Source organism: Bordetella genomosp. 9, assembly GCF_002119725.1.
Classification (GTDB): Bacteria; Pseudomonadota; Gammaproteobacteria; order Burkholderiales; family Burkholderiaceae_B; genus Bordetella_C.
Genome location: NZ_CP021109.1, coordinates 1539198 through 1561860, shown reverse-complemented (window position 1 = coordinate 1561860; position 22663 = coordinate 1539198). Strand labels below are relative to the sequence as shown.

23 protein-coding genes and 1 tRNA gene are annotated in these 22663 nt (G+C 66.4%); 13 read left to right on the top strand and 11 right to left on the bottom strand.

The window, feature by feature from the left end; genetic code table 11:
- Positions 1–16: 16 nt before the first annotated feature.
- From CAL13_RS07230 to CAL13_RS07220, 3 genes are read right to left on the bottom strand one after another with little or no spacing between them, the layout of a single operon-like run.
- On the bottom strand, positions 17–1336 hold the full coding sequence (locus CAL13_RS07230) for an amidase (protein ID WP_086073553.1): 1320 nt from the start codon (positions 1334–1336) through the stop codon (positions 17–19).
- Between the two features lie 30 nt (positions 1337–1366).
- Entirely contained in the window at positions 1367–2044 is a 678-nt protein-coding gene (locus CAL13_RS07225; protein ID WP_086073552.1) for a DUF2848 domain-containing protein, read from the bottom strand.
- A 54-nt stretch (positions 2045–2098) separates the two neighbouring features.
- Complete coding sequence (locus CAL13_RS07220) at positions 2099–2809, bottom strand: GntR family transcriptional regulator (RefSeq protein WP_086071945.1); 711 nt, start codon at positions 2807–2809, stop codon at positions 2099–2101.
- 259 nt (positions 2810–3068) lie between these two features.
- Here CAL13_RS07220 and CAL13_RS07215 point away from each other — a divergent pair.
- The 3 genes from CAL13_RS07215 (at position 3069) to CAL13_RS07205 (ending at position 5714) form a co-directional block, all read left to right on the top strand.
- Positions 3069–3144: transfer RNA gene (locus tag CAL13_RS07215), tRNA-Thr, on the top strand.
- Between the two features lie 241 nt (positions 3145–3385).
- Positions 3386–3904, top strand: a complete 519-nt coding sequence (locus CAL13_RS07210; RefSeq protein WP_086071944.1) for a hypothetical protein — start codon at positions 3386–3388, stop codon at positions 3902–3904.
- Complete coding sequence (locus CAL13_RS07205; RefSeq protein WP_086071943.1) at positions 3885–5714, top strand: RecQ family ATP-dependent DNA helicase; 1830 nt, start codon at positions 3885–3887, stop codon at positions 5712–5714. Before CAL13_RS07210 ends, CAL13_RS07205 begins: the two co-directional genes overlap by 20 nt.
- Here CAL13_RS07205 and CAL13_RS07200 read toward each other — a convergent pair.
- The gene (locus CAL13_RS07200) at positions 5695–6285 is read right to left on the bottom strand and encodes a DUF421 domain-containing protein (protein ID WP_232467787.1); all 591 of its coding nucleotides are present in this window, start codon (positions 6283–6285) and stop codon (positions 5695–5697) included. The genes CAL13_RS07205 and CAL13_RS07200 overlap by 20 nt on opposite strands.
- A gap of 13 nt (positions 6286–6298) precedes the next feature.
- Between CAL13_RS07200 and CAL13_RS07195 the strand changes: the two genes are divergently transcribed.
- The 4 genes from CAL13_RS07195 to CAL13_RS07180 all read left to right on the top strand — a co-directional run bounded on the left by CAL13_RS07195 (position 6299) and on the right by CAL13_RS07180 (position 10564).
- On the top strand, positions 6299–6805 hold the full coding sequence (locus tag CAL13_RS07195; protein ID WP_086056800.1) for a CinA family protein: 507 nt from the start codon (positions 6299–6301) through the stop codon (positions 6803–6805).
- 149 nt (positions 6806–6954) lie between these two features.
- Positions 6955–7815, top strand: coding sequence for a gluconate 2-dehydrogenase subunit 3 family protein (locus tag CAL13_RS07190; protein WP_086071942.1), 861 nt, complete (start codon positions 6955–6957; stop codon positions 7813–7815).
- Entirely contained in the window at positions 7812–9584 is a 1773-nt protein-coding gene (locus tag CAL13_RS07185) for a GMC family oxidoreductase (RefSeq protein ID WP_086056798.1), read from the top strand. The genes CAL13_RS07190 and CAL13_RS07185 overlap by 4 nt, the downstream gene beginning before the upstream one ends.
- Complete coding sequence (locus CAL13_RS07180) at positions 9581–10564, top strand: c-type cytochrome (protein ID WP_086071941.1); 984 nt, start codon at positions 9581–9583, stop codon at positions 10562–10564. Before CAL13_RS07185 ends, CAL13_RS07180 begins: the two co-directional genes overlap by 4 nt.
- A 48-nt stretch (positions 10565–10612) precedes the next feature.
- Here the strand turns inward: CAL13_RS07180 and CAL13_RS07175 are convergent, their stop codons facing one another.
- Positions 10613–11068, bottom strand: a complete 456-nt coding sequence (locus CAL13_RS07175; protein WP_086071940.1) for a hypothetical protein — start codon at positions 11066–11068, stop codon at positions 10613–10615.
- A gap of 27 nt (positions 11069–11095) precedes the next feature.
- The gene (locus tag CAL13_RS07170; RefSeq protein WP_086071939.1) at positions 11096–12304 is read right to left on the bottom strand and encodes a zinc-dependent alcohol dehydrogenase; all 1209 of its coding nucleotides are present in this window, start codon (positions 12302–12304) and stop codon (positions 11096–11098) included.
- Positions 12305–12587: 283 nt separating this feature from the next.
- Between CAL13_RS07170 and CAL13_RS07165 the strand changes: the two genes are divergently transcribed.
- Entirely contained in the window at positions 12588–13190 is a 603-nt protein-coding gene (locus CAL13_RS07165) for a diguanylate cyclase (protein ID WP_232467786.1), read from the top strand.
- Here CAL13_RS07165 and CAL13_RS07160 read toward each other — a convergent pair.
- Positions 13180–13542: an ArsR/SmtB family transcription factor gene (locus CAL13_RS07160; RefSeq protein WP_086056794.1), complete on the bottom strand. Its 363-nt coding sequence runs from the start codon at positions 13540–13542 to the stop codon at positions 13180–13182. The two genes, CAL13_RS07165 and CAL13_RS07160, sit on opposite strands and share 11 nt — an antisense overlap.
- A 156-nt stretch (positions 13543–13698) precedes the next feature.
- Between CAL13_RS07160 and CAL13_RS07155 the strand changes: the two genes are divergently transcribed.
- The 3 genes from CAL13_RS07155 (at position 13699) to CAL13_RS07145 (ending at position 16975) form a co-directional block, all read left to right on the top strand.
- Positions 13699–15156 (top strand): MFS transporter, encoded by a 1458-nt coding sequence (locus tag CAL13_RS07155; RefSeq protein ID WP_086056793.1) that lies wholly within the window; start codon positions 13699–13701, stop codon positions 15154–15156.
- 162 nt (positions 15157–15318) lie between these two features.
- Positions 15319–16071: a GntR family transcriptional regulator gene (locus CAL13_RS07150; protein ID WP_086059311.1), complete on the top strand. Its 753-nt coding sequence runs from the start codon at positions 15319–15321 to the stop codon at positions 16069–16071.
- Between the two features lie 31 nt (positions 16072–16102).
- Positions 16103–16975, top strand: coding sequence for an NAD(P)-dependent oxidoreductase (locus tag CAL13_RS07145; protein ID WP_086071938.1), 873 nt, complete (start codon positions 16103–16105; stop codon positions 16973–16975).
- Positions 16976–17011: 36 nt separating this feature from the next.
- On the opposite strand, the gene kdgD is transcribed toward CAL13_RS07145, so the two are convergent.
- Entirely contained in the window at positions 17012–17926 is a 915-nt protein-coding gene (kdgD, locus tag CAL13_RS07140; RefSeq protein ID WP_086071937.1) for a 5-dehydro-4-deoxyglucarate dehydratase, read from the bottom strand.
- A gap of 212 nt (positions 17927–18138) precedes the next feature.
- On the opposite strand from kdgD, the gene garD reads away from it, so the two are divergent.
- On the top strand, positions 18139–19692 hold the full coding sequence (gene garD / locus CAL13_RS07135; protein ID WP_086073550.1) for a galactarate dehydratase: 1554 nt from the start codon (positions 18139–18141) through the stop codon (positions 19690–19692).
- A gap of 62 nt (positions 19693–19754) precedes the next feature.
- On the opposite strand, the gene maiA is transcribed toward garD, so the two are convergent.
- Genes maiA through CAL13_RS07120 form a run of 3 tightly spaced genes read right to left on the bottom strand, consistent with a single transcriptional unit; the run spans position 19755 to position 21886 of the window.
- The gene (maiA, locus tag CAL13_RS07130; protein WP_086056790.1) at positions 19755–20399 is read right to left on the bottom strand and encodes a maleylacetoacetate isomerase; all 645 of its coding nucleotides are present in this window, start codon (positions 20397–20399) and stop codon (positions 19755–19757) included.
- A 27-nt stretch (positions 20400–20426) separates the two neighbouring features.
- Positions 20427–21410 (bottom strand): 4-hydroxy-3-methylbut-2-enyl diphosphate reductase, encoded by a 984-nt coding sequence (ispH, locus tag CAL13_RS07125; RefSeq protein ID WP_086056789.1) that lies wholly within the window; start codon positions 21408–21410, stop codon positions 20427–20429.
- Positions 21410–21886, bottom strand: a complete 477-nt coding sequence (locus CAL13_RS07120) for an FKBP-type peptidyl-prolyl cis-trans isomerase (RefSeq protein ID WP_086056788.1) — start codon at positions 21884–21886, stop codon at positions 21410–21412. Before CAL13_RS07120 ends, ispH begins: the two co-directional genes overlap by 1 nt.
- A gap of 53 nt (positions 21887–21939) precedes the next feature.
- Here CAL13_RS07120 and radC point away from each other — a divergent pair, with 53 nt between their 5' ends.
- Positions 21940–22620 carry a RadC family protein gene (gene radC, locus CAL13_RS07115; RefSeq protein ID WP_086071936.1) on the top strand — a complete coding sequence of 227 codons (681 nt, stop codon included), beginning with the start codon at positions 21940–21942 and terminating at the stop codon, positions 22618–22620.
- Positions 22621–22663: the final 43 nt, after the last annotated feature.

Here is a 22663-nt window from a genome sequence, read left to right as displayed (position 1 = left end):
GGCGGGATGGGTGATGTCAGGCCAATACGGGTTCGATGGCCCCGGAAACCTGCAGGATTCTTGCGTCCGCGTCGTGCAGGCCGCATACGGCCAGCCCGATACCGGGCTCGCCGGCAGGCAGCGACACCGCGCATCCGTCCAGGAAATTGATCACGCTGGTATTGCGCAACACCAGCGCATTGGTCGAGAAGAACGCATCGTCCTGCTGCAGATCATCCACCCGCGGCGGACGCACGGCCACGGTTGGCATCAGCCATGCATCCGCATCGCGCAGACGGTCGGCGGCAACGGCCATCATGCGGGCGCGCGCGTCGATCAATTGCAGATAGTCGGCAGCGGATTGCTGTTCGCCGCGCCGGATGCGCATGGCCACGCGCTGGTCATAAACGTCGCCCTTTGTACGCAGCAGCTCGCGATGCCAGTGCCAAGCCTCGGCGGCCGTGAAACCGCCGCCGCCGTTGATCACGGGCAGTTCGTGCAGCTCGGGAAAATCGAACGGCACGATGGAAGCCCCGGCCGCGGACAGGCGCGACAACGCCGCATCGAACGCGGCCGCCACGGCGGGATCCACATCGTTGAACACGAAATCCCGCGTGACGTATAGCCGCAGTCCCTTCAGCACCGCGGGGCGGGCGTCCAGCGGCTCGCCGCTGAGAATGCCATCGAGGATCGCGCAGCACGACACCGACCGCGCCAACGGCCCCGCGGAGTCGAGCGTTCGCGACAAGGGCACCCCGCCCTTCAACGACACCCGATGGGCCGTGGGCTTGAATCCCGTCAGGTTGCAAAATGCGGAAGGAATGCGGATGGAACCGCCCGTATCGGTGCCCAGGGTTGCGACCGCCATACCTTGCGCCACGCTGACCGCGCCGCCCGAGGTCGAGCCGCCGGCGACACGCGCCGCATCGAAAGGCGCGCGGGGCGTTCCGTAATGCGGGTTCAGCCCCAGTCCGGAAAACGCGAACTCGCTCATATTGGTGCGGCCGATCAGGATCGCCCCGGCCGCGCGCAGACGAGCCACCGCTTCCGCGTCCTGAGCGGCCGGCTGCGCGCCGGCGAGCGCCTTGGAGCCCGCGGTGGTGACTTGTCCGCGCACGTCGAACAGATCCTTGATCGAAACCGGCAGGCCGGCGATCGGCGACGGCACGAAGCCGGCCCGCCGCGCCGCGTCGCTGGCCTGTGCTGCGCGCAGCGCGCCTTCCGGGTCGACGTGCACGAAAGCACTGCCGCCGCCCTTGCGATGGGCCTCGATAGCGGCGAGCGATTGCTCGACCAGGCTGACGCTGGTCACGCGGCCAGCCGCCAGGTCGGCCTGCAACTGCTGAATGGTCTGCATGGAAAGCACCCCTTTTTCGGACTAGCCGGTTCAGTCGGAGACGGGAAGCACACGGACGCGGTAGGCGTGCCGAAGCGTGCGGTTCAAAACCGGATCGTGCAGTTCCATTTCGAACGCCTCGCCATAGCCCAGCTCGCCGATGACGGTCTGCGTGCCGCAATACATGGCCGTTCCCACCGGCAGACCGGCGTCGGCGGCGTACTTGCTGGCCAGCTCGCGCGGATCGCGCAGGCTGGTCATGGGTCCTTCCTGATACAGCGCGCGCTCGCCGTTGCGCACACGCCAGGTGCGCGACACCAGCTGATCCCAGTGGCCGGCCACTTCCTCGAAGCGCCACAGGTCCCGGCTGACCGGCTTGGCGCACATCTGCTTGGATACCGTGACGTCGTAGGCCTCGACCTTGCGGTCGGTGTGGTCGGAACCGATGCCCACCAGCAGCCCTTCGGGCGTGGACAACAGCACGGCCTCCACTTCACCGGAGGAGTCGGCGCGCGGCACTTCGATTTCCGTGTCGGTGGTCAGCAGCGCGGCGGCAAGCGGGTAATAGCACGGAACCGTGGACGGCGGCTTGACGCCGATTTCCTGCAGCTCCCGGATGTGGTGCTGCACGGCGGCCTCGTCGCGGCCGGCCCAGCCGGCGATGACGAGACGATCGATCTGGATACTGCGCTCGCCCACTCCGGCGATGTTGAACTGCAATTGCGGCATGACAATGAACCCCGTTGGATGCGGCCGCACGGCCGCGGTGATTCCGCCCTCGGGTCAGATGGAGCGGATGATGTTCTTGCGAAACTCGTCGATATGCGCCCGGATCGCGTCGCGCGCGCCCGGGATGTCGCGCCTTTCCAGCGCGTCCAGTACCGCCATGTGCTCGTGATAGACGTTGGCCAGGTGCACCGGATCCTGCAGGGACAGAAACCAGAAGCGCGCCTGTTTCTCGTGCAGGCCCCGCAGCAGTTCCGCCAGGACGCGGTTGCGGGACGCGGCCGATATCGCGTTATGGAACTTCAGGTCGAGTTCCATCAGGCCGTTGATGTCCCGGTGCGCCAGCAGGGCCTCCGAACGCTGGACGATGTCGCGCATTGCCTGGATGTCGCTGCCATGGGCCCGCTCGGCCGCAAGCGTGACGCAAAGCAGCTCGTTCGTCAGGCGCACTTCGATCATGTCGAGCACTTCATTCAGGGACAGCGGCGCGACCAGCACCCCTTTGCGGGGCAGGATCGATACCAATCCGTCGCTTTCCAGCCGATGCAGCGCCTGGTGCACCGGCGTACGCCCGAGCCCCAGCAGCGCCCCCACCTGCGATTCATTGATCGCCTCACCCGGCCGGAACTCGCACGAAATGATGCGGCGCTTTATCTCCGCATAGGCCAACTCGCGCAGGGCGGCTCCCGACGACGCCTTCGCGGCCGCCGGGGCAGGGGCGGAAATGTCTGCGGCCTGCAAGCGCGCACGTATCGGTGTGGTGGCCATGGCGGATCCGTCTAAAACGCAAGTGATAATACTCTGATATATCACTGTGCCCGAATGGGGGGAAACCCGAATCGGCAAGTTCCGACGCCTGATGACACCCAACGAAGAACGCGCCATTTGCCCCGACAGGCGGAGCGGGCGCCGGTCGCCTTCGGATGCACGTCATGAAAGCTACGACGCATGCTGCACCCTCTTCCCTAGCAGCCGAAAACTCTGCTATCATTTCGGTCTTTGCCGGGGGTCGCACCCCGACTGGCAAGCCGGCATAGCTCAGTTGGTAGAGCAGCGCATTCGTAATGCGAAGGTCGTAGGTTCGACTCCTATTGCCGGCACCACCGAATACCGCAAGGCAACCCTATGGGCTGCCGCATACACTTGAAGGGCAGCCCCATGGGGCTGCCGATACAGAAAAGGCAGCCCACCGGCTGCCTTTTTCTTGCCCTTCCTCCCCCTTTTGCCTGCTGCTTTCGCAGCCCTGCCGCGCGCGGCACCGTTCTTGCTCGATGCGCTCAGGCTTCCGAGCCGTCGCGCCGCGGCTGTTGCGGCGGCGACCACAGGAACCAAAGGGAGTACACGATGAAGGAGCAAACCAAAACCGTGGCCGGCCCGGCCCTGTTCGTCACGTCCATCCCGCAGGGCCATCACATCCGCCGTGACGCTGCCCCGAAGCGGGAGCGCAAGAGCATGGTTGTTGCCGCCGCGCCCGGCGTACTGATCCACCGCATCGGCGATGACGATGCGCCGCAGGAATCGCGGCCGGCGCAACGCCGTCGCATGACAGCCGCGAACCGATCCAAAACCGAACCGCGCCCCGAACCGGGCGCGCGCGGCGGGGCCGCTCCGCTCATCCAGGACATTCCCCAAGCGACAGCGAAGAGCGGGGCCGCGCAATCCGCCCAAGATGACGCTCGCCAGCCCGCGGCCGTGACGGCTGCGGCCCATGGCGCCCCCACCGTCGCCCCCGCGCGCGTGGTGACGACAGGACCCGCCTATTCGCTGCCCCGCGCCTTGCGGGCGGCGTCCCAGCGTGCGCGTGAAGCGCAACCCCGCCTCATCAATATGTCCGATGCAAGCTATGCCGGCGTCGAAGAGTAAGCGCAAGCCTTCGTCGCCCTTCGATGGCATCCCGGTGCAACTGCGGCACGTGCTGCACGAGCAGTTCGACATCCGGGTTTTGCGCCCGGGTCAGGCGGAGGTCATGGCCAGCGTCATGCGAGGCAACGACACGATTGCGGTCATGCCCACCGCCAGCGGCAAATCGCTTTGCTATCAAGCGCCGGCGCTTTGCATGGAAGGCCTGACGGTGGTGGTATCGCCGCTTATCGCACTGATGAAGGACCAGGACGAGAAACTGGCCGAATACGGCGTGGATGCGGCGGTCTTCAACAGCGCCATTTCCGAGCAGGAGCAGGCGGATTCCCGCCGCGATGCCGCCCGCCAGCGCCGCCCCATTCTGCTCGTCACGCCGGAGCGCCTGGCGGACGCCGACTTCATGCGCTGGCTGACGCGCCAGCAGGTATCGCTCTTCGTGATCGACGAGGCGCATTGCATTTCCCAATGGGGGCATGATTTCCGCCCCGCTTATCTGGAGATTCCCAGCGCGGTGCGCGCGCTCGGGGGGCCTCCCGTGCTGGCGATGACCGCGACGGCCACCGATGAAGTCATCCAGGACATTGCCGAATCGCTCGATCTGCGGGCGGCCTGCGTGATCAAGGTCGGCGTCTATCGGGAGAATCTGTATTACGCCGTCCGGCAGGTTGCCGGTGAAGAAAGCAAACAGGCCGCCGTGCGCGACCTGGTCGCCGGCACGGACGGCCCCGCAATCGTCTACACCGCTACCGTCAAGGAGGCAGAGGCCTTGCACGCGATGCTTGCGGAAGCGGGCCAACCGGCGGGCCTTTACCATGGGCGGCTGGCCGGATCCCGGCGCGAAGAGGCGCAGAATGCCTTCATGTCGGGATCGCTGCGCATCATGGTCGCGACCGATGCCTTCGGCATGGGGATCGACAAGCCCGACGTCAGGCTGGTCGTGCATGCCCAGTTGCCCGGCAGCCTGGATGCCTATTACCAGGAGTCCGGCCGGGCGGGCCGCGATGGCAAGCCGGCCCGTTGCGTTCTGATCCACGAGGAAAAGGACAAGCGCATCCAGCAGTTCTTCCTGGCCAACCGCTATCCCGGCGAAGAACTTTTGAAACGTGTGGTGCACACGTTGGCCGACACGCCACAAGGCCTGCGCTTCGACGCCTTGCACGAAGCCCTGGCCGATGCCGGACTGCGGAAATTGCAGGTCGCCGTGAAGCTGCTGGCCGACGCGGATATCGTGGCGCGAGAGGCGCGCGACGGCCGTGACGCCATCCTGCGACTGAAGGACGCGCCGTCAAACGGCGCCGACCGGGACGAGCAGATCGCGAACGCCGCGCGCGCTTACGAAGAAAGAGCCGAAACGGACCGCAAGACGCTCGAGTCCATGGTCGCCTACGCGCGCAGCGGGCGATGCCGCTGGCACATGCTGCTGGCGCATTTCGGCGAGGAACCGGCCTGGGAGCGGTGCAGCCACTGCGACAGCTGCGACCTGGCCCGTCAGGCCGAAGCCGCGGCGCAGGCCGGCGACCTGCCGGATCGGGAGCAGCCCGAAAGCAAGCCGAACGCCCTCCACGTGGGCGATGGCGTGCGCGTGCGCCGGTATGGCGCCGGCGTCGTGGAATCCGTAACGCTCGAGCGGGTGGACATCCGCTTTCCCAACGGCGAACTGCGCCGTTTCCTGCCCTCGTACGTCCGGCGCCTGAAAGAAAGGCCGCCGGTGCCCGCATCCGCGCCGGCGGCGGCCGCAACCCACGCGCCGCCCGCGCGGACGCCGCCGCGCGCCAGGCCCGCCATCCCGTCGCTCAAGCGCCCGGCCTCTTGATCACGCTGATGGAGCCGTCCGGCTCGATGTACGCGCGCCGCACGTCCGCCACATCGGTGATGCCTTTCTGGCGCAATTCGCTTTCCAGCTCGTCCGGCGTGATGCTTTCGCGCCGCATCGCCCGGCGCTGCAGCTCCCCGTCCTTGACGATGCACAGCTTGGGCGGCTGCAACAGCGGACGCACGCGCGGGAACGCATATGCCAGCCGATCGATGAAGACGCTCCAGAACACGATCGTGGCGATCAGCACCATGCCATCGGGCACGGCCTTGTACTCGCCGGCCATGGCGTTCTGCGCCGCGTCGGAAATCAAAACGACCACCAGCACGTCCGCCATCCCGAGAGAACCGACGTCGCGGCGGCCGGCCAAGCGCATCAGGATGAAGATGAACCAATAGGTGATGGTGCCCCGAATGATGATTTCGATGGGCGACATGCTGAACGTGAAAATGTTTTCCCACTGGATGTCCATGCAACTTCTCCTCGGTCCCGCAGCCAGCGCCAATTCCACCTGGCGGCGCTGCTGACGAGCAACCGTCAGGCCCGGGTCCGACAGTTGCTTTCTCTTCATTTGGAGGAAAGCCATGAACACCATCGATCGCGTCGCCGTTTTCATGCGCGAGAACGGGCTGACGCTCGTCACCGCCGAGTCCTGCACAGCGGGAATGATTGCCAGCATGCTGGCCGACGTGCCGGGGGCAGGCGCCCTGCTCGATTGCGCATTCGTCGTTTATTCGCCTGACGCGAAGCGCCGCTGCGTCGGCGTCTCGCAGCGCACGCTGGACACGCACAACCTGACTAGCGAAGCCGTCGCGCGGGAGATGGCGTTGGGCGCCGCGCAGCGCAGCCCGGCGAATGTGGCCATCGCCAACACCGGGCTGGCCGACGGTACGGATGACGAGATACCGGCGGGCACACAATGCTTCGCATGGGTGTTCAAGCTCAGCGCGGCCGACGCCACCCCCGCGGTGTACACGGAAACCCGGCGCTTCGATGGCGGCCGGCATGGCATACGCAAGGCCGCCGCGGCCTATGCCTTGGAGCGCATGATCACGCTCCACCAGGAATGGCGGCGCCACGGCGGTCGATGACGCGGCTCACCCGTGCGCATTTTTTGCACGGTTTCCGGCACGGCGGCGGCGATTTCGTCCGCCATCCCAATGTCCACCGATGGCGCGTCACGGCGCAAGGCCGGGCATAGCGGTTGCAGCGGCGCGCCGAGTTTGCCTGGGGGAACCGTATGAACTCAAAACCCGTCGATCCCGCTTCACGCCGCCAAGTATTGAAGGCGATCACTGTCGGCCTGCCCGCCGCGGCGCTGGCCGGACGAGCCACCGCGGCAGATCCTCCCGCGCCGGAATCGGGTGCACCGGCGCCCGGCACACCGCCGCAGAGCGCGCCCTCCCCTGCCACCCCGCCGGCCGCCGCCGCGACAGGCGGGATGCCGGCATGGCAATTCTTCAACGCCGAAGAGGCCGCCTTGATGGACGCCATCGTGGCCCGGCTGATTCCTGCGGACGACCTTGGACCGGGCGCCAGGGAAGCCGGCGTAACGACGTACATTGACCGCCAGCTTGCCGGCGCCTGGGGCAGCGGCGACCATTTCTACCGGTCCGGTCCATTTGCTTCGGGGACGCCGCAGCAGGGCTACCAGCTTTCGTACACGCCGGCGGAGATGTTCCGCACCGGCCTGGCGCGCTTCGCGCAGGCGGTGCGGCAGGCGCAAAACGGCAAGTCCTTCACGGAACTGGACGCCGCAGCGCAGGACGACATGCTTGCCCGCATGGAAGCAGGCAAGCTGGATTTCTCGCCCCTGCCGTCCGCCGTATTCTTCGGCGCGCTGATGGATGCGACCATCGAGGGATTTTTCTGCGATCCCATCCACGGAGGCAACCGCGACATGGTGGGTTGGAAGCTCGTACAGTTTCCCGGCGCATACGCCAGCTACTCCAACGACATCGAGCGCCACGGCGTCGCGTTCGTGCGCGAACCGGTATCGATTGCGAACAGTCCGGTGCATGACATGCCGATGCACGGCCCCACGCCGCAGCCCGAAAAGCGGACGCAGCTGGATGCTCCGACGGTGAAGGAGGCAGCATGAGCCGCAAACTGCCGGAAGTCGACGTCGCCATCATTGGCGGCGGCTGGACCGGATCGATCATCGGCAAGGAGCTGGCTGCCAACGGCCAGAAAGTGGTGGTGCTGGAACGCGGACAGCCGCGCTGGCCCTCGCCCGATTTCCAGGGCCCCATGGTGCATGACGAATTGAAGTACACGCGCCGCCACGCCCTGCACCAGAACACCGCCACGGAAACCTTCACCTTCCGCAACAACGTCGGCCAGACCGCGCTGCCGATGCGGCGGTGGACCTTCGCCTACCCGGGCACACACCTGGGCGGCGCCGGCAACCATTGGTCGGGCGCCTACTACCGATTCGACGAAGTCGAGTTCAAGCTGCGCTCGCACTACACCCAGAAGTACGGCGCGAAGATTTTCGACGAGGACATCACGGCGCAGGATTGGCCGGTGAGCTATGAGGAACTGGAGCCCTACTACGACCGCTTCGACAAATTGATCGGTGCATCGGGATTCGCGGGCAACATCAAGGGCCAGAAGCAGGAAGGAGGCAATCCCTTCGAACCCTGGCGCTCGAATCCCTACCCCAATCCGCCAATGAAGGTGCCCTACGCGCCGGCGCTCTTCGGGGAAGCGGCGCGCAAGCTGGGATATCACCCGTACGTGCAGCCGTCGGCGCTCTGCACCCGGCCCTATGTGAACTCCGAAGGGCTGCACATGAACGCCTGCGTCTATTGCGGCTTCTGCTCCAACTACGGCTGCGAGCATTTCGCCAAGGCATCGCCCCAGGTTTGCATACTGCCCGTAGCGATGAAGCTGAACACTTTCGAGCTGCGGACGGGCACGCATGTGCTGAGGGTGGAGCTGGACAAGGACAAGAAGCGCGCCACTGGCGTGACCTATATCGACGAAGCCGGCGAAGAAGTGTTCCAGCCCGCCAGCCTGGTCTTCCTGTGCGCGTTCAGCATCAACAACGTGCGCCTGTTGCTGCTCTCCGGGATTGGCAAGCCCTACGACCCGCAAACGGGCGAAGGCGTGGTGGGCCGCAATTACACCCACCAGACCACGTCTGGCGTCGGCCTGTTTTTCGATGAGAAGACGCCGATCAACCCGTTCATGGGCGCGGGCGCCGTCGCGGTCACCATGGACGACTTCTGTACCGACAATTTCGACCACGGCCCGCTGGGCTTCGTGGGCGGCGCGTACATACAGATCCAGGTGGTAAGCGGCACGCCTATCGGCAACCATCCCGTGCCCAGCGGCACACCTGCATGGGGCTCCGCCTGGAAGCAGGCGGTCAAGCGCTACTACAACCATGCCATACCGATCACCATCACGGGTTCGGCCCTGCCGACCCGCGGCAGTTATCTGGATCTGGACCCCACGTACAAGGATGCGTGGGGGCAGCCGCTGCTGCGCATCACGTATGACTTCCCGGACAACGACATCCGCATGTCGCGCTTCGTGACGGCCAAGGGCGATGAAATCGGCAAGGCGATGAAGGGCGTGATCCGCACCGAGCCCGCGCCGCGCAGCAAGCCTTACTCGGCTGCCAGCTATCAGTCCACCCACCTGACCGGCGGCGCCGCCATGGGCGACGACCCCCGCACCAGCGTGGTGAACCGCTACGGGCAGTGCTGGGACGTGCCCAACGTTTTCGTGACCGGCGCCTCGCTGTTCCCCCAGAACTCGTGCTTCAACCCCACCGGCACGGTGGGCGCGACCGCGTACTGGATCGTGGATGCGGTGAAGCGCGATTACCTGAAAGCTCCTGGACCGCTGGTGAAGGTATGAACGACAACATGGCGGCGCTCGCCAAGGGCGCCATTTCGGTGGTCGTGGTGGCTGGCGTGCTGGTGGCCGGAACCGCTTCGCTGTTTCATATTTCCGTACACCGCAGCACGCCGGCCGGCGGACCGCCGGGCCAGCCTGCGCCGGCCCAGCCTGGCGCGCCGCAGCCGTCGGCGGGCGGCGCGACGCTCTCACCCGGTCAGGCCCAGGCGCCAACGGGCACGCCACAGGCGCCAGCGGGAGCGGGCGGGGCGGCAACGCAGACCGCGGCGGCCCCGCAGGGCCAGCAGTCCGCGCAGAGCCCGCCAGCGCCCCAGATTCAACCCGCGCCGCCCCCGCCTCCCCCACGCAAGGGCACCGACTTTTCCTTTCCCCAGGCCCGCTGGGACGCCTTGCTGGCGCAATCGGGAGACACAGCGTCCAGCGCATCGCTGGCGAACTCGGGCAAGCCGGAAGCGGGCGTGGCCGCTTGCGCGTCCTGTCACGGCGCTCAAGGGGTGCCGGCGGCCGGCACGCCTTTCCCGATCCTGGCCGGCGCGTCGCCCGCCTATACGGTCAAACAACTGCTGGATTACCGCGACGGCACGCGCCAGCATCCGATCATGACGGGCATCGCCAAAGGCTTGAGCGACCAGGACATCGCCGCCGTCGCGCGCTACTACGGCAGTCTGCCCGCGCCCCCGTTGAAGCCGCCGGCGCCCAATCCGCAGGACCGCGGACAGGTATTGCATGGATTCGGCGACAACGCGCTTGCGCTGGCGGCGTGCGCCAATTGCCACGGCGCGAACGGGGAAGGCGAAAACCCGATGCTGCCCCGTCTGGCGGGGCAATCCGACACCTATCTGGCCACGCAGCTGGACGCATTCCGCAGCGGCCAGCGCGCCAATGACGATCTGGGCACCATGCGCGATATCGCCAAGCGGCTCAGCGCCGAAGATCAGGCGGCCCTCGTCAAATACTATTCGGGCATGCGGCAGCCCTGAAGGCCAGGAGCGAAACGCGGCTCCTGTGAGAGCCGCGTTTCCCTCGCCCTAGTGTCCCGGCTTGGATTCCATGCCGCGGTGTCCGGGGCCTTTGTCGCTGTTCGCGGCACTGCCCTTGCTGCTGCCGCTCATGCCGGACGCACCCTTGGACGAACCGCGCTTCGTATCGTTGCCGCTGTGCTTGCCGCTGTCGCCGCCTTGCCCCGGGGACGCGTCGCGCGCCTGTCCCTGGCTGTCGCCCGGTCCCACGGCGCTCGACCCGGAAGGGCTGGTGGCGCCGGACTCGGGATGCTTCCATTGGCCGCCGCCGGTGGATCCCGCACCGCCGTCAGCACCCTGGCCGCCACTACCCGGGCCTGCCTGCGCAATGAGGCTTGCGCCGCCCGACGGCGCCGCATGCACGGCGTCCATGCTTTGAATCGCCGCCGCGCCCAGCGCGAGCGCGGCGAGCCAGCCGACGTTGCCCCAACGGCGCAGCGCCGTCGTTCTGTTGCGTGCCTTCATGACTCTCTCCTGGTTGTCTAGGCGGCATCACGCCACCGGAGCCAATTCCACTTTCATCCAGCCGGGCTGCCGCGTGTCGAAGGCCTTGTAGGCTTCGAGCACCGAGGTCAGGGGCTCGCGCTTGGTCAGGATCCGGGCCGGATCGATACGACCCGACTGCACGAGCTCGATGAGCATGGGGATGTACTTGCGATGATTGCAGTTCCCCATCCGCACGGTCAGGTTCTTGTTCATGGCCAGGCCGATGGGAAAAGCGTTGTCGGTGGGCGGATATACGCCAATGATCGATAAGGTGCCGGCCTTGGCCAGCGCCTGCACCGCCCAGTTCAGCGCCTGCGACGGTGCATCGCCCGGCACCCAGTTCGCGCCATCGGGGTGCGCGTGCGGCGCCAGCTCACGCGATTGCGCTTCCATGGCGGCGTTCTGCTGCGGATCGGCGGCCGGTCCATGATGGGGATGCACGGCATCGACGCCCACTGCGTCGATGGCGCGGTCCACACCGATGCCGCCGGTCAGGTGCTTGATGGTCTCCACGGGATCTTCCGCGTTGAAGTCGACGGTTTCGGCGCCCTGCGCGCGCGCCATGGCAAGCCGGTCCGGCACGGCGTCCACCGCGAAGATGCGCCCGGCATGCATCAGTTTGGCGGACGCGATGGCAAATTGCCCCACCGGACCGCACCCGAACACCGCGACGGTCCGTCCTGGCGCGATATCCGCCAGATCCGCGCCGAAATAGCCAGTGGGAAAGATATCGGACAGCATGATGGCCTGGTCGTCGTTGATTTCCGGCGGAAGCTTCACCAGGTTGACATGTGCGTAGGGAATGCGGGCCTTCTCCGCCTGCAGGCCATGGAATCCGCCGGCCTGCTGCGGGCCGCCGTAGAACGCGGTCCCGGCGGACTTGCCATGCGGGTTGGCGTTGTCGCATTGCGCGTAGTAGCCGGCGCGGCAGTACGAACAGTATCCGCAGGCAACCGTGGATGGAATAACGACGCGGTCCCCCACCTGCAGATTGCGCACGCCCGCGCCCACCTGCTCGACAACGCCGACGCCTTCATGGCCCAGGATGGTGCCCGGCGCCACGCCCTCCATCGTGCCACGGATGAAATGCAGGTCCGTCCCGCAGATCGCACTCACCTGTAAACGCACGATGGCGTCCGTGTCCTCCTGCAATTGGGGATCCGGCACATCTTCGAGCCGGATGTCGCCGATGGCATGGAATACGACAGCTTTCATATATCGCTCCTGATCAGTAGGCAGATCCGTGCTTTCAGGACCTATCCGTCGGTCCGTGCCGCCGCGCAATCGCTGGCGCGCGGCACGCCGCCTGTCGTCGGCTCCAGCAAGCGCCATGCGAGCGCAGTCCGGGGGCGCCAACGCGCCTCTTACGGGGCGATGCGGCGCGGCCGGCCGCAGCGCGCATCGGCGGCATGGCTCGTGCTGCACACAGGAAAAAAAGCAAACCAGGCAGCGGGCGCCGCGGCGCGTTCCGCCGGCCGCAATTTCGGGAGCACGCAAGGTGAACGAAACACAGGGCGCCGACGCGCCGGCCCTATGGATTCTGATGTACTTCGTCATGCCGCTCTGGATGCTCGCGGGAGTGGCCGACTACCTATGCCACCGGCGCACCGATATCGCGCGCACGGCAGGACCGAAGGAATCGGTTCTGCATCTGCTCATGTTCGCGGAGATCGGAGTGCCGCTGCTCGCCTGCCTCTTCCTGGAGATCAACGCGTTGATCTTCCTGGTCATGATCGTCGCGTTCTTCGCCCACGAAGCCACGGCTTTGTGGGATGTCGGCTATGCGACCCGGCGTCGCGATGTCCGGCCATTCGAGCAGCATGTGCACAGTTTTCTGGAGCTGTTGTCCTTGATGGCAGGCGTCCTATTGGCAACGCTGCATTGGCCGCAATTCCTGGCGCTGTTCGGGCTGGGCGACGAGCCCGCGCAGTGGTCCCTCAGGTTGAAAGAAGCCCCGCTGCCGACGGGCTATATCGTGTTCGTCCTGGGCGCCTCGGTGCTGCTGGAGATCCTGCCTTTCGCCGAAGAACTGTTGCGTGGCCTGAAGGCCCGCGGACAGGACAGGAAGGCGCGGCGCTCGCCGATGCCCGTCAAGCAGTGAACTGGTGCGGCGGCGGCAGGTTCTTCGCCGTCGCTTCCTGAGTAAGCCTGTCTTCCCGGACCGCGCCCAGCAGGGCGTCGAGCAGTCCGGGAAAGCGCGCGTCCAGATCTTCCCGGCGCAGCGAAAGCAGATTCTCGCGGCCATAGGGCCGTTGCCAGATCACGCCGCTATCGCGCAGCACCCGCCAGTGGTGGGTCAGCGTGGATTTAGGGATGCCTTGCAGCACCGCGCTGCAGGCATGCTCTCCACCACCGGCCAGCACCCGCACCACCGTCAGGCGCAGCGGGTTGCCCAGTGCGGCGAGCACGTTTTCCAGGCGGATCTGATTGCGGTCGGGATGATTGGGAGTCATGGGATATCTCGGCGGCTTGCCTCAGGACGGCATGTCGCTGTCCTACGGTACGAGTATAGACAAACATTTTCTACTTTGAACTATTGTTCGAGTATCTTCGTATCGTTATAGTACGCATTTCCTCGTACATTCGAACAGACTACGGAGATCCTTTCGATGCCTTCCCTGCTCTCCCCGCCATCCGCCGGCAACCGCCATCGGTCCCTCCGCTGGAGCCTGGCGCTGCTCGCCTTTGCCCAGCTCATCTATTCCCTGGACATCAACATCGTGTTCGTCGCCCTGCCCGAGATCGGCAAGGGACTCGGCTTTTCCGGACAGACTTTGCAGTGGGTGGTCGGCGCCTACACCGTCTTCTGCGGCGGATTCCTGTTGCTGGGCGGCCGGGCGGCCGATCTGCTCGGCCAGCGGCGCATGTTCATATTCGCGCTGTGGCTGTATGCCTTGTCGTCGCTGGCCGGCGGCTTGGCGTGGCACCCGGTGGTAATCGTGGCCGCGCGGGCCGTGCAGGGCGTCGGCGCGGCGCTGCTGTTTCCTGCCACGCTGTCCCTGATCAATCGGCTGTTCGCGGAAGGTCCTGCGCGCAATCGTGCGGTGGCGATCTGGGGCGGCGCCGGCGCAAGCGGACTGACCATCGGGTCGATCGCGGGCGGCGTGCTGACCAGCGCCTATGGATGGCCATCGGTCTTCTTCGTCAACGTCGTCCTGTCGGGGTTCGCCATCGTGGCAGCCTTCGCCGTCATTCCCAGGGACGACGCGCGGGCGCAGCGCCGCAGCTTCGACCTGCCGGGCGCGCTGACCGTTACGGCCGGCGCCACGCTGCTGGTCTACGCACTGGTCCAGGGCCCCGAAGACGGATGGCGGGCGCCGCACATCGTCGCGGCGCTCGCGCTGGCCATCGTTTTCCTGATCGCCTTTGCGGTGATCGAAACCCGCAGCGGCGACCCGTTGATGCCGGTGCGATTGTTCCGCCATCGCGGCCTGGCCGCCGGCATGGCGATTACCTTCATCTACATGGGCACCTTCGGGGCGCTGCCGTACTTCCTGACCGTACTGTTCCAGAATGTGCAGCGCTACAGCGCCTTGCAGACCGGGCTGGCGTTCATCGTGCCCTCTGTCGCGATCCTTGCGGGCACGCAGTTCGGCGCCCGGCTGGCAAACCGCATGTCCGTCCGCGGCACATTGCTCGTGGGCTTCCTGGTCGGGATCGCCGGCACGCTGGGCCTGGTTCCCGCCGTCTTCGTCGGCGCACCCTACGGCGCCATCGTGCCCGGGCTGATCGTGTCAGGCATCGGCCAAGGCGTGGTATGGACGGCCATGTGGATCGCAGCCGCATCAGGCGTGGCGCACGATGAACAAGGGGTTGCCTCGGGCATGGCGTCGACCACGCTGAACGTGGGCAATGCGATCGGCATCGCCGTGCTGGTGGCTTTCGCCAACCGCGGTGTCGAAGGAATGGCGGGCGAAGCATTGCGCGATGCCATCGCGACCGGTGCGCGGCATGCCTTCTGCATGGCGTGCGCCGGCATGCTTCTGGGATTGCTGTTTGCACTGGCGCTGCCAGGCCGCGGATCGAAAGCGCCGTTCCAGGATCTGGAGCGAGCCGCCGGCGGCTGACGAGCGTCCCACATCTCGTTACCAGAAGTGGGACGGGCCGCCGCGGATCCGGTCATATGAATGATATATATAATCCGTCCGGATCCGGTGCGGGCCCGGCTCGCCGCCATCCCTGCGCAATCGGCGACGCCTTACAATCCGCCCCATTATGTTGGAAGCGATATGAATTATCCGCTGTCGTCTGCAGTGCCTCTGGGCAGCCCGCTTTACGAACAGGTCAAACAAGCGATCTTGACGGCCCTCGCGCATGGGGAGTGGAAACAGGGCGAAGCCATACCGCCGGAGAAGGTCTTGGCCGAACGCTTCGGGGTGTCCATCGGCACCTTGCGCAAGGCCGTGGACGAACTGGCGGCCGAAAACATCCTGGTCCGGCACCAGGGGCGTGGCACCTATGTGGCGGTCCACACGCGCAATTCGCATTTCTTCAAGTTCTTCCGCATCGTGCGTCAGGATGGGAAGAAGGCCTACCCCACCACCGAACTCATGCGGTTCAGGCGCGTACGCGCCACGCCGCTGGCACGCGAGAAGCTCGGACTGCCGGCAGGCGCCCAGGTTTTCGAGTTCAGCAACGTGCTGTCGCTGAACGGCGACGTCGTGATGGTCGACGAAGTCACGCTTCCCGAAGCGCTGTTCCCCGGGATGACGGAACGCACGCTGCGGGAGCGCCCGAGCACCCTGTATAGTCTTTATCAGGACACGTTCGGCGTGAACGTCATCGCCACCGACGAGCGCCTGCGAACCTGCCAGGCCAGCCCGGCGCATGCGTCGTGGCTCGGCATCGCGCAAGGCCAGGCGCTGCTGCAGATCCGCCGCGTGGCCTATTCCTATCACCGTCAGCCGGTGGAATGGCGCGTGTCGCACGTGAATACCGACGCCTACGAATACTTGGGCCAGGAATACACCGGCGGCGCCTGAATTTCCGCCGGCGAGTCTGGAGGCATACGCCATGGACATCGGATTCATCGGTTTGGGCAATATGGGCCGCGCGATCGCGGCCAATCTTTTGAAGGCCGGCCATACCGTCACGGTGTGGAACCGGTCCGCCGACGCCGCCGCGCCGCTCGCCGGCCAGGGCGCCCGCATCGCCAGGGACCCCGCGCAGGCCTGCGCCAACCCGGTTGTGTTCAGCATGCTCGCCGACGACCGGGCGGTCGAGCAGGTTTTCCTGGAAGGCGGGGCGCTGGCCGGCATGGACGCCACGGCCGTCCACGTGAACATGGCGACGATATCCATCCCGGCTGCCAAGCGTCTCGCGCAGGCGCATGACGCGCGCGGGGTGGGTTATGTCGCCGCGCCGGTGATGGGACGGCCCGATTCGGCGGCGGCGGCAAAGCTGACGCTGCTGGCCGCTGGCGCGCCCGATCGCATGCGGACGGTTGCACCGTTGTTCGATGCCATTGGCCAGAAAACCGTCATGCTGGGCGACGCGCCGTATCGCGCCAACGCGATGAAACTGGCGGTGAACTTCATGCTGGCGAGCGCCGTGGAGGCGTTGGCCGAAAGCGCCGCACTGGCGAAGGCCTACGGCATCGAAACCGACACCCTCGTCACGCTGATCGGCGGCACGCTGTTTCCGGGCCCGGTCTACAGCGGCTACGGCGCGCTGATGGCGAAGGGCGAGTATCAGCCCGCGGGATTCAAGGCCAGCCTGGGCCTGAAGGATGTGGGGCTGGCGCAGCAAGCCGCGCGTGAAGCCGGCGCCGCGCTGCCGCTGGGCGAGGTCGTTGCGGCGCGCCTGCGCGCGGCCGTGGAACAAGGCCTGGGCGAACATGACCTGGCCGTGCTGGGTCAGGTCGCGCTGAGCCGATCGGAACAATAAGCGGGCGCGGGCACACCGCGCCCGACCGCCCGGCGCTTATTGCGAACCGAGCTTGCGGATGAGCGCATCCAGCATGCCCATTTCCTCGTCGGTAAGATCCGTCAACGGCGCGCGCACCGGCCCGGCATCGCGCCCTACCAGGCGGGCGCCCGCCTTCACGATGCTGACGGCATACCCCGGACGGCGGTTGCGTATGTCCAGGTACGGCAGGAAGAACTCGTCGAGCAGTTTGCCGATGGTTGCGTGGTCGTCGCTGGCGACAGCGCGGTAGAACTGCATGGCAGTCTTCGGGATGAAATTGAAAACGGCCGAGGAATACACCGGCACGCCCAGCGCCTTGTAGGCCGCCGCGTAGACTTCCGCCGTCGGCAGGCCGCCCAGATAGGCGAAACGGTCGCCCAGCGCCCGGCGCACGCGCACCATGTTCTCAATGTCGCCGACGCCGTCCTTGAACCCGATCAGGTTCGGGCAGCGATCCGCAAGCCGGCGCAGATGGTCCGGCCCCAGGCGCGAATTGGCGCGGTTGTAAACGATGACGCCGATCTTCAGCGATTTGCACACCTGCTCCACGTGCGCCGCGATGCCGTCCTGGCTGGCTTCGGTCAGGTAATGGGGCATCAACAGGATGCCATGGGCGCCCAGGCGCTCGGCTTCCTGCGCATAGGCGATGGCCGTGCGTGTCGGACCGCCCGCCCCGGCAAGAATGGGCACCTTGCCCGCGCAGGTCTGCACGGCCGTGCGAATCACGTCCGCATATTCGGCGGGGGCCAACGAGAAGTATTCCCCGGTGCCGCCGGCGGCGAACAGGGCGCTGGCGCCGTACGGCGCCAGCCATTCCAGGCGCTCGATGTAGGACTTCGGACGAAAATCGCCCTGCTCGTCGAAGTCCGTGATCGGAAAAGACAGGAGGCCATGGGAGATGATTTGCTTGAGTTCTTGCGGCGTGGTCATGTGGGCGCGTGGTGGGTCGTTGAAGTTATACGTTATCGTACAACATATCGGTATACCGCGCCAACTCCACTGCCAGCCAACCAGTTGCCGCCTGATCCGCACATACATTTCCGCCCTGCAAGCCAAACTTGGCTGACAAGCTGGGCCGTTCCTTGTACGATGACAAACATTACGTCGGACGGGAACCCCCGCCCTGCCTCCACACCGCCATCATGTCCGAGCCCCAGACACCCCTCTATATCCGCATCCACGACGATGACAACGTCGCCATCGTCGTGAACGACGGCGGGCTGCCCGCCGGCGCCGTGTTCGACGACGGTCTGACCCTGCGTGAAGCCGTTCCGCAGGGCCACAAAGTCGCCTTGCGCGACCTCGAAGAAGGCGATGCCATCGTCCGCTACGGCGTCACGATCGGCTACGCTGCCCGCTCCCTGCCCCGCGGCAGCTGGGTGAACGAACGGGTGACTACCCTGCCGGCCGCGCCCAGGCTCGATGAGCTGCCGCTTTCCACCCGGGTTCCGCCCCCCGCCGAACCGCTGGAGGGCTATACCTTCATGGGCTACCGCAATGCCGACGGGTCCGTTGGCACGCGCAACATCCTGGCCATCACCACCACGGTCCAATGCGTTTCCGGCGTCGTCGAACATGCGGTGAAACGCATACGGGAAGAATTGCTTCCCCGCTATCCCAACGTCGATGACGTCATCGGCCTGGAACACACCTACGGCTGCGGCGTCGCCATCGACGCGCCCGACGCCATCATTCCCATCCGTACGCTGCGCAACATCGCGTTGAATCCCAATTTCGGCGGCACGGCCATGATGGTGAGCCTGGGCTGTGAAAAGCTGCAGCCGGACCGGCTCATGCCGCCCGGCAGCATCCCCGTCCTGGACGGCGGCAACCGCGTGGACCTGGTCACCTTGCAGGACGAAGCGCACGTCGGCTTCGACTCGATGGTGCGGTCCATCATGGAAACGGCAAAGCGCCACCTGGCCATCCTGGACCAGCGGCGCCGCGTGCAATGTCCGGTCTCCGACCTCGTTGTGGGCGTGCAGTGCGGCGGCAGCGATGCCTTTTCCGGCATCACCGCGAATCCGGCGGTAGGCTACGCCAGCGACTTGCTCGTGCGCGCCGGCGCCACCGTGATGTTTTCCGAAAACACCGAAGTGCGGGACGGTATCGCGCAACTGACCGCGCGCGCCGCCACGCCCGAGATCGCTCAGGCCCTGATCCGCGAGATGGCGTGGTACGACGCCTACCTGGCGCGCGGGGCGGCCGACCGCAGCGCCAATACGTCGCCAGGCAATAAAAAGGGCGGCCTGTCGAATATCGTCGAAAAAGCGATGGGCTCGATCGCCAAATCCGGCCGTTCGGCGATATCGGGGGTGGTGCCGCCCGGCGAAAGGGCCACGGTCAAGGGCCTTCTCTATACGGCCACGCCGGCCAGCGACTTCATCTGCGGCACGCTGCAGCTCGCCGCCGGCATGAACCTGCACGTCTTCACCACGGGCCGGGGCACGCCCTACGGATTGGCGGAAGTGCCGGTGATCAAGGTGGCCACGCGCAACGATCTGGCGCGGCGGTGGCACGATCTGATGGACGTCAACGCGGGACGAATCGCCACGGGTGAAGCCAGCATTGCCGACGTCGGTTGGGAACTGTTCCACACGATGCTCGACGTCGCCAGCGGACGCCGCAAAAGCTGTGCGGAAGCGCTGCGCCTGCACAACTCCCTGGCGCTGTTCAATCCGGCGCCGGTGACCTGACGGCCTGGTTTCTGGGAAGCCGCGCCCGGCGCCAGCGCACGTCGGCCGCGCCGGGCAACCGCCTATTCCGCGTCGGGCTGGTTTTCCGGCGCCGCCTGCTGGAAGGCCGGCAAGGCGCGGCATGCCTCGTCGATCCGCACGACGGTAGGCATCGCAGACAGATCGCACTTCAGCCGGCGCGCGTTGAACAATTGCGGGACCAAACACGTATCGGCCAGCGTCGGCGTATCGCCATGGCAGTACGTGCCCGTTTCCGGAGAATCCGCCAGCATCTTTTCCAGCGCCAGCAGGCCCGTTTCCACCCAGTGCCGGTACCAGGTATCGCGCGCCTCGTCGGGCAGATTCATTTCCCGCTTCAGATAACGCAGCACTCGCAAATTATTCAGAGGGTGGATGTCGCAGGCAATGTTCTGCGCCAATGCGCGCACCCGCGCGCGGGCGAGCGGCGTGGCCGGCAGCAAGGGCGCCGACGGGTAAGTTTCGTCCAGATACTCGATGATTGCGAGCGATTGCGTGAGCACCGCATCGCCGTCCACCAGCGTGGGCACCAGCGCCTGGGGATTCAGCCTTGTGTAGTCCGGCTTCAGCTGCTGCCCGCCATCCTTCAGCAGATGAATGGGAACGCAGGTGTAGGCCAGGCCCTTCAGATTCAAGGCAATGCGGACGCGATACGCGGCGGAACTGCGGAAATAGCTGTACAGCTGCATGCGGACTCCTGAAGTACGCCGCGACGGTCAGGACGCGGGCGTGCGATTGGCGTCGGCGGTCTTGCGCGACAAGCCTTTCGGCAAGGGGAAGGCGACGTTTTCTTCGAGGCCGGGCATGGTCCGCACGGACACCGCCCCCAATTCACGCACGCGGTCCACGACCTGCTGGACCAGCACTTCGGGCGCGGAGGCTCCGGCCGTAATGCCGATGCGCTGGCGGCCTTCCAGCCACTCTGCCTGGATGCCGTCGGCGCTGTCCACCAGATACGCGGCGACCCCCTTGCGTTCGGCAACCTCGCGCAGGCGATTCGAATTCGAGCTGTTGGGACTGCCTACCACCAGCACCAGGTCGCATTGCGGCGCCAGCAGCTTTACCGCATCCTGGCGGTTCTGCGTGGCATAGCAGATATCGCTTTTGCGCGGCTCCACGATGGCGGGGAAACGCGCCTTCAGCGCGGCCGCCACGGCCGCCGCATCGTCCACCGATAGCGTGGTCTGGGTCACGAACGCGAGCTGTTCCGGGTCGGACACCTGCAGCGCCTGCACGTCTTCGACCGTTTCCACCAGGTACATGCCGTCTCGCGACTGACCGAGCGTGCCCTCGACTTCCGGGTGCCCCTTGTGGCCGATCATGATGATTTCGCGCCCGGCGGCCCGCATGCGGGCAACTTCCACGTGCACCTTGGTGACGAGCGGACACGTGGCGTCGAACACCTGCAGCCCGCGGGCTTCGGCCTCGGCGCGCACCGCCTTGGATACGCCGTGGGCGGAAAAGACGACGATGGCGCCGGCCGGCGCCTCATCCAGTTCATCGATGAAGATCGCGCCCTTGCGGCGCAAGTCCTCGACCACATAGCGGTTGTGGACGATTTCATGACGCACGTAAATGGGCGCGCCGTGCAGTTCCAGCGCACGCTCGACGATGTCGATGGCGCGATCGACGCCGGCGCAGAAGCCGCGCGGCTGCGCCAGCACGACCTCGGCGTCGGGACGCGTGACGGGGCGGTTCATCACAGCACCCCCAGGATGTGGACGTCCAGCCTCAGGTCCGTGCCGGCCAGCGGATGGTTGAAATCGAAGAGCGCGCCATCGTCGTCCATCGATTTCAGCACGCCGGAATATCGGCCGCCGTTGGGCGCCTGGAATTCGACCAGGTCGCCCGGATCGAAGCTGGCGTCGGCGCCGGCGTGTTCGGCCAGCATGGCGCGGCTGACGCGCTGGATCAGGTCGGGGTTGCGCTCGCCGTAGGCATCGGCCGCCGGCAGCGTCACGCTGAACCGGCTGCCCTCGGCCTGTCCGACCAGCGCGGCCTCCATGCCGGGGGCCCACTGGCCCGCGCCCAATTGCAGCGTGGCCGGCCGCCCGGTAAAGGTATCGGCGAAGACGGATCCTTCGCCCGGTCCCGAGGCAAGGACGATGCGGTAGTGCAGCGTCAGGTAGGAATCCGGACGGACAAAAACATTCGTGCTGGACGTAGCGGTGCTCAAGATATGCCACCGTAATGGGGTGAATCCGCCATTTTAGACCCAGGGATACTGCCATGCTGCTTGCCCGCCCGCCCCTTGCCGCCGAAGAGCGTCCCCGCGAACGGCTGCTTCGGCATGGCCCCGCCGTGCTGACCGACGCCGAACTGCTCGCCATCGTGCTGCGAACCGGCACGGCGGGCCGACCCGTGCTGGCCCTGGCCCGCGACATCCTGGCGCATTTCGACGGCCTGCGCGGCCTGTTCGCGGCCAGGCCGGAGACCCTGACGAAAGTCCATGGCCTGGGCAGCGCCAAAAGCTGCCAGGTGCTGAGCGTCCTGGAGCTGGCGCGGCGCGCCATGCGGGAAGAGCTGGGCGCGGGCTGCGCGCTGGACCAGCCGGCCCGCGTCAAGCAATACTGCGTCGCGCTGCTCGGGCACCGCGAAGTCGAACATTGCATCGCGCTCTATCTGGATAACCGGCTGCGGCTCGTCGCCACCGGCGAGGTGGCCCGCGGCACCCTGTCGCAGGCTTCGGTCTATCCGCGCGAGGTCGTGCGCGACGCGCTGCGCCACCACGCCGCGGCGCTCATCCTGGCGCACAACCACCCTTCCGGCCTGGCCACCCCCAGCGAGGCTGACCAAAGGCTGACTCGCCATCTGAAGGAAGCGCTGGCGCTGGTCGACGTGCGGCTGCTGGATCACCTGATCGTGGCGGGCGGCGCAGCCCTGTCCATGGCGGAGCAAGGGAGGATGTGACCGCCCCTCCCGATACGGGCGCTGCGCTTGCGGATGCGGCCGC